This window comes from Fusobacterium sp. DD2 (genome assembly GCF_018205345.1).
GTDB lineage: Bacteria > Fusobacteriota > Fusobacteriia > Fusobacteriales > Fusobacteriaceae > Fusobacterium_A.
The window spans coordinates 1-7382 of the sequence record NZ_JADRHM010000093.1; the positions used below are offsets into that span (position 1 = coordinate 1).

7 protein-coding genes are annotated in these 7382 nt (G+C 31.4%); 6 read left to right on the forward strand and 1 reads right to left on the reverse strand.

The features are described from left to right. Positions 1-50: 50 nt before the first annotated feature. Positions 51-1580: an AbgT family transporter gene (locus IX290_RS10825; RefSeq protein WP_211493204.1), complete on the reverse strand. Its 1530-nt coding sequence runs from the start codon at positions 1578-1580 to the stop codon at positions 51-53. 706 nt (positions 1581-2286) lie between these two features. Between IX290_RS10825 and obgE the strand changes: the two genes are divergently transcribed. From obgE to rny, 6 genes are all read left to right on the forward strand, one after another. Next, positions 2287-3573, forward strand: coding sequence for a GTPase ObgE (gene obgE, locus IX290_RS10830; protein WP_211493205.1), 1287 nt, complete (start codon positions 2287-2289; stop codon positions 3571-3573). A 62-nt stretch (positions 3574-3635) separates the two neighbouring features. Further along, the gene (gene miaA / locus IX290_RS10835) at positions 3636-4535 is read left to right on the forward strand and encodes a tRNA (adenosine(37)-N6)-dimethylallyltransferase MiaA (RefSeq protein ID WP_211493206.1); all 900 of its coding nucleotides are present in this window, start codon (positions 3636-3638) and stop codon (positions 4533-4535) included. A 77-nt stretch (positions 4536-4612) separates the two neighbouring features. Then, positions 4613-5002 (forward strand): hypothetical protein, encoded by a 390-nt coding sequence (locus IX290_RS10840; RefSeq protein ID WP_211493207.1) that lies wholly within the window; start codon positions 4613-4615, stop codon positions 5000-5002. A 1-nt stretch (position 5003) separates the two neighbouring features. Next, a complete protein-coding gene (locus IX290_RS10845) occupies positions 5004-5396 on the forward strand; it encodes an ATP-binding protein (RefSeq protein ID WP_211493208.1) in 393 nt (130 codons plus the stop codon). A gap of 4 nt (positions 5397-5400) precedes the next feature. Continuing rightward, on the forward strand, positions 5401-5748 hold the full coding sequence (locus IX290_RS10850) for an STAS domain-containing protein (protein WP_211493209.1): 348 nt from the start codon (positions 5401-5403) through the stop codon (positions 5746-5748). A gap of 22 nt (positions 5749-5770) precedes the next feature. Further along, positions 5771-7336 carry a ribonuclease Y gene (rny, locus tag IX290_RS10855; protein WP_211493210.1) on the forward strand — a complete coding sequence of 522 codons (1566 nt, stop codon included), beginning with the start codon at positions 5771-5773 and terminating at the stop codon, positions 7334-7336. Positions 7337-7382 lie beyond the last annotated feature (46 nt).

The window sequence follows — 7382 nt, forward strand, 5'->3', positions numbered from 1 at the left end:
CCCTGTCCTCAATGGGACAAGGTCTAGGTCATCTAAGGTTTAATTCTCTATTATATGAATAATGGAGCTTCAGGTCCTACAGGTATTCCAAGTAAGATCCAGATAGCCATTAATATAGTCCAGAAAATTAAGAATGAAATTGAATATGGAAGCATTAATGACATTAGAGTTCCAAGTCCAGATTTCTTTTCATATTTTTGCATCAATATAACTATTATAGCAAAGTATGACATAAGTGGTGTAATGATGTTAGTTGAAGAGTCTCCTATACGATAAGCAACTTGAGTAAGTGCTGGAGAAAGTCCAAGTCTATACATCATAGGTACAAATATTGGTGCCATGATAGCCCATTTAGCTGAAGCAGATCCCATAAATAGATTTAGGAATGCTGACAAGAAAATAAATAGGATAATTAAAGGTAATCCTGTAAGTCCAGCAGCTTCAAGAGCGTCAGCTCCTTTAAATGAGATTATAGTACCTAGATTTGTTTTACCAAAGTAAGCTATAAATTGTGCAGCGAAGAATGTAAGTACAAGATATCCACCCATAGATTTCATAGCAGAAGTCATAGCTTCAACTAAATCATGAGATGTTTTGATTGTACCAACAGTCTTACCATATACATAACCTGGAACCAAGAACAGTAATAGGATACCAGGGATTAATCCACCGTGAAGGAAAGTTTTTAATGTATGAGCACTGTCTCTAAAGATAGCATTTTGTGGGAACATTAAGAATGCCATAACAGCACAATAAATTAAAAGTGCAATAGTAGCGTTTCTAAGTCCTTTGCTTTCAAGTTCAGTAACAGGGTCATTATTAGGTTGATAACTTCCAGTGTATTTACCTAAGTTCTTTTCAACAATTTTATCTGTTACAAAAGTACCAATAATTGTTAAGAATATTGTAGAAGCTCCAAGGAAATACCAGTTACATGTAGGTGCAAGTGAAATATCTATACCAGCAGCTATTAAAGCCTGGTTAGTTATTCCTGTAAGTAATGGGTCTGTAGTTCCAAGTACAAGGTTAGCAGAGAAACCTCCAGAAACTCCAGCAAATGCTGCTGCCATACCTGCAAGAGGGTGTCTTCCTGCCATAGCAAATACAAGTGCACCGATAGGCACAACTACTAAATATCCTGCGTCAGAAGCGATATTAGACATAATACCAGCAAAAATAACTATTGGAGTAAGATATTTAGGGTTAGCATTAATAAGAAGTTTTTTAAGTGAAGTGTTAAATAGACCAGTCCATTCTGCCACTCCAACCCCAAGCATTGCAACAAGAACAGTTCCTAATGGAGCGAATCCTGTATAGTTATTTGTTGCAGTGTTAAACATGTATGCAAGTCCTTCTTTATTTAATAAAGAAACAGCTTTTTTCGTAACCTCAGCTTTTGCCTTAGCATCAAAATATGTAACGCTTGCTCCAGTAGATGCAACGAAGTGTGATACCACAATTACAATAAGTGCTAAAATAAAGAATAGCATAGCTGGGTGCGGTAAACTGTTACCAACTTTTTCTACCCATCTAAGAAATCCTCCAATTTCTTGGGCATCTTTTTCTTTTTTCTTAAACATAAAAAATCCTCCCTTGTAAAAATATTAGGTATTGTTTGTGGAAAATCAGTGTCAAAACTTTAATACTATTAAAGAATAAATACTGATTTTATAGATTTTAAAATCCATAGTATAACTTCTATACTCCCATTGATATACATTATATACACACATTATTTAAAAAATCAACATTTTTTTCTGTTTTTTTACAAAGGAAAAGAAATGCAATGAATAGGATATATTTAAAATATTAATACTATACTTAATTTTTAGCACTTTATGTCAATATAATATCAAATTATTGTAATAAAACTTAAAAAATGAATTTTTATTAAAGAGATACAATATAGTTAAAAAATAACTGTTTTTATTGAAAAAAAATATAAAAAAAATAAAAAATAAAAAAATAAATAGTTTAAAGATAAAAAAATATATAAATACATAAAGTAAATATCATATAATTTTAAATAGAATTAAATTATTATAAATTATAAAATTAGTAAATTTATAAGTATAAAGGAACAATAAATAAAAACATATTTTTAAATAGTTATATTTAATTTAAATAGATGGAGTTGAAAGTATTGAAATCATACATATATAATATGAAAGGATTTTTTTATAGTGACTTTTAACACAGTGGAGAAAATAAAGCAAAAAAAGTTGAAAAATTTAATAATATAAGGTAGAATATACTGTAATACTAAATAAAATAGGAGAGTAATAGATGTTTATAGATGAAGTTGTAATAACTGTTAAAGCTGGTAATGGTGGCGATGGTTCTGCAGCCTTTAGAAGAGAAAAATATATACAATTTGGGGGACCAGATGGAGGAGATGGAGGAAACGGAGGAAATGTAATTTTCTACGCAGATCCTAACATCAATACATTAATTGACTTTAAATTTAAGAAACTTTTTAAGGCTCAGAATGGAGAAAATGGACAAAAGAAACAGATGTATGGTAAAACTGGAGAAGATCTTATTATAAAGGTACCAGTTGGAACACAGGTAAGAGATGTGGAAACAGGTAAACTTTTACTTGATATGAATGTACCAAATGAATCAAGACTTCTGCTAAAAGGTGGAAAAGGTGGATATGGAAATGTACACTTTAAATCTTCTGTAAGAAAGACACCTAAAATAGCTGGGAAAGGTCGTGAAGGAGCAGAGATTAAAGTAAAACTTGAACTTAAACTTTTAGCTGATGTGGCATTAGTTGGATATCCATCAGTTGGAAAATCAAGTTTTATAAACAAGGTATCTGCAGCAAATTCAAAAGTTGGAAACTATCACTTTACAACTCTTGAACCAAAACTTGGTGTAGTAAGACTTGAACAAGGGAAATCATTTGTAATAGCAGATATTCCTGGACTTATTGAAGGAGCACACAAAGGTGTTGGACTTGGATACAAATTCTTAAGACATATTGAGAGATGTAAAATGATATGCCATCTTGTAGACGTATCTGAAATAGAAGGAAGAGACGCTATTGAAGATTATGAAAATATAAATAGTGAGCTTAAAAAATTCAGTGAAAAACTTGCAAAGAAAAAACAGATAGTACTTGCAAATAAGATGGACCTTCTATGGGATATGGAAAAATATGAGAAATTTAAAAAATATGTTGAAGCTCAAGGAAATGAAGTTTTCCCAGTTTCTGTAATATTAAATGAAGGAATAAAAGAGGTATTATATAAGGTATGGGATACACTTCAAAGTATTGAGAGAGAACCTCTTGAGGAAGAAACTGATGTAGATGAAGTTTTAGAGGAATTAAAAGGAAATCCAGAAGACTTTATAATCAATCAGGATGAAGAGGGAGTATATGTTGTTGAAGGAAGAGTTGTAGATGAAGTTCTGGCAAAATATGTAGTAACTATTGATGATGAATCACTGGTAACATTCTTACATATGATGAGATCATTAGGACTTGAGGAAGCTCTTAGAAATGCTGGAGTAGAAGATGGAGATACTGTAAGAATAGCAGAAGTAGAATTTGAGTACGTAGAATAAAAAATTAAAAAAGGGGAATTTTACTGCTAGAATTCCCCTATTTTTTTTGAAAGTGAGGAGATATGAAAGGACTAGTGATAGCTGGACCAACAGGAGTAGGAAAGACAGATCTTTCTATTAAAATGGCTAAAATAATGGATGCAGATATCATTTCATCTGACTCTGCACAGATATATAAAGGTATGGATATTGGAACTGCTAAGATAAAACCTCAGGAGATGGAGGGAATAAAACACTATATGATAGATATACTTGAACCTGTGAGAAAATATAGTGTAGGGGAATTTCAAAAAGATGTAGACAGTATTCTAGCAGAAGAAGAGAAAACAGGTAAAAATGTTATTCTCACAGGAGGAACTGGACTTTATATAAATTCAGTAACTGATGGGCTGTCAGATCTTCCACAGGGTGATTTAGAGCTTAGAAAGAGATATGGTGAACTTGATAAGGATGCACTTTACAAAAGACTTTGTGAGGTAGATCCACAGGCTGGTATAGATATCCATCCTAATAACAGAAAGAGAGTTGAAAGAGCTCTTGAAGTATATGATATAACAGGAGAGAAGTTTTCTATTTTATCAAAAAGAAATATAAAAAACAATAACTATGATTTTCTAAAAATTGCACTTGAAAGAGATAGAGAGCATCTTTATGAGAGAATAAATCTGAGAGTTGATATTATGATAAAAGAGGGGCTTGAACAGGAAGTAAGAGTTCTTTATGACAAGTACGGAGATGTATTGAGAAAGATAAATATAATAGGTTATTCAGAATTTATTGATTATTTTAATGATTTAATCTCTTATGATGAAGCTATTGAGAGTATAAAAAGAAATTCACGTCGTTATGCTAAAAGACAATTTACATGGTTTAAAAATGACCATTCATACATCTGGTACGATTTAGATAAAATGTGTGAAGAGGAGATTATACGGGATATTCGGGAGAAATTAGGAGTGTGAAAATCCTATAATTAAAATCTTGATAAAAAAGTACTGATGTGGTATTATTTAATAAGATAATAAGTGGGGGATGGTAAATGAAAAAGATTTTAATTTTCATAATCTTTGTTTTATTTACAGCAGGATGTTCAAATATCAGTACACAAAACTACAATATGAGTGATGCAGACAAGAGATCTCTTTTGGTGCTTATAGAAAGTATAAAAGATGAACTTAAAGATGGTGAATTTGATATTTTGGATTCAGCTTTAGCTCCCGGAATGAAAAACTCAATGTTGAAAAAAGAACTTGCAACAGTGGATTTTTCGCAAATAAACATAATGACTTCAAAACCAGTGTTTAATAAAAATACAGCTAGAAATGTGGTAGCTCTGGTATTTGGTAGCAACACACTATATTTTAATGTTGAATATTTATTAAAAAATGGAGAATGGAAAATTTTAAACTTTAAAGAAAGAAGGGGATAAAATGAAACCTAATGAGGTTAAAATCACAGTTCCTTCTTCTTTAGAAAATTTATCTTTAATAAGAGCCATGGTAAAAACTTATCTAGAGATACATAAAATCAGCCAAAGAGATATAGTACAACTTTTATCTGTGGTAGATGAACTTTCAACAAATGTAGTTGAACATGGATACGAGTATAAACCTGGGGATATTATTTTGGAGATTCAAAAGTCTAATGATATTATAAGGCTTGTAGTGGAAGATAATGGAGTTGGATTTGACGAAGAAAAATTGAGTAAAGAAGAAGGTGGAATGGGTCTTTTCATTGCAAGAGCCATTGCCGATGATTTCAAAATCGAAAAAAAAGTAAATGGAACACTATTCAGAATTGAAAAAAAAGTTAAGGAGGCATAACACAATGGTAAACAATTTTGAAATACTTGAAAAAAATGTTGATGATATTAAGGTGTTAAAAGTAATAGGGGAGTTAGACGCATTAGTTGCGCCAAAATTAAAGGACAGAATAACAAAACTTGTAGATGGGGATTCTACTAAGTTTATAATTGATTTTGAGGAAGTAACACATATTAACAGTTTGGCTATGGGAATTCTAAGAGGTAAATTAAAAGTTGTAAAAGATATGGATGGAGACATTAAACTTATTAAGTTAAATGAACATATCAAATCAATTTTTGAAATGATTGGTTTAGATGAAATATTCGAAATTTATGAAAACGAGGACGAGGCTGTGGCTAGTTTCAAATAAAATTTAAGGAAGGAAATTAAATATGAGTATAGTTTTAGGTATAGGTTTGATAATAATCGGACTTAGTATAGTATTTGCAATACTATATAAAAAGTCTGTTATAGATAAAAAAATAAACGAATTAAACAATTTAGAAGATGAGATAACTAAATCAAAGATTAAAGCAGAAGAGATAATAAAAGATGCAGAAAGATCTGCATCAGCTCGTGGAAAAGAGATAGAATTAAGAGCTAAAGAAAATGCATATAATATAAAGGAAGAAGCAGAAAAAGAGATTAAAAATGCTAAAAATGATCTTCTTCAAAAAGAAAGTAGATTAGCTAAAAAAGAGGAAACACTTGATAATAAAATAGAAAAACTTGAAATCAAAAGTCAGGAACTTGAAAAAACTACTGAAGAACTTGAAGCAAAAAGAGAAGAGATAGAAGCTATAAAAGTTCAACAGGAAGGAGAACTTGAAAGAATTTCAGGACTTTCAAAATCAGAAGCTAAAGATATATTAATAGCTAAATTAAGAGATGATTTAACTCATGAAACAGCACTTGCAATTAGAGAGTTTGAAAGTAAATTAGAAGATGAAAAAGACAGAGTATCTAGAAGAATTCTTTCAACTGCTATAGGAAAAGCATCTGCTGACTATGTTGCTGATGCAACTGTATCAGTAGTAAATCTACCAAATGATGAAATGAAAGGAAGAATCATAGGTAGAGAGGGAAGAAATATAAGAGCTATTGAAGCTTTAACTGGTGTAGATATAATAATTGATGATACTCCAGAAGCAGTAGTATTATCAAGCTTTGATGGTGTTAAAAGAGAGATTGCAAGACTTGCAATAGAAAAACTTATAACTGATGGAAGAATCCATCCAGGTAAGATAGAAGAAGTAGTAAATAAAGCTAAAAAAGATATAGAAAAAGAGATAGTAGATGCAGGGGAAGAAGCACTTATAGAGCTTGGAATACCAGCTATGCATCCTGAGATTATAAAAACATTAGGAAGACTTAAATTCAGAACAAGTTATGGTCAAAATGTACTTGTACACTCAATAGAGGTAGCAAAATTATCTGCAAACCTTGCTGCTGAAATTGGTGCAGATACAGAGCTTGCAAAAAGAGCAGGACTTTTACATGACGTAGGTAAAGTACTTGAAAGTGATATTGAAGCTTCTCACGCAATAATTGGTGGAGAGTTCCTAAAGAAATTTGGAGAGAAACCAGAGGTATTAAATGCTGTAATGGCTCACCATAATGAAGTGGAATTTGAAACTGTAGAAGCTATAATAGTTCAGGCAGCAGATGCTGTATCAGCATCAAGACCAGGAGCTAGAAGAGAGACTCTTACAGCTTACTTGAAGAGACTAGAAAGCCTTGAAGAGATTGCAAACTCATTCCAAGGTGTTGAGTCATCATTTGCTATTCAGGCAGGAAGAGAACTTAGAATTATAGTAAATCCAGAAGCTATGAGTGACGATGAAGCTACTAAGATGGCAAGAGATGTTGCAAAGAAGATAGAGGATTCTATGCAGTATCCTGGACAGATAAAAGTTACAATAGTAAGAGAAACAAGAGCAATAGAATTTGCAAAATAAAATCAAAAATAAACTATAAAATTAGACCGTCAGAGAAATCTGACGG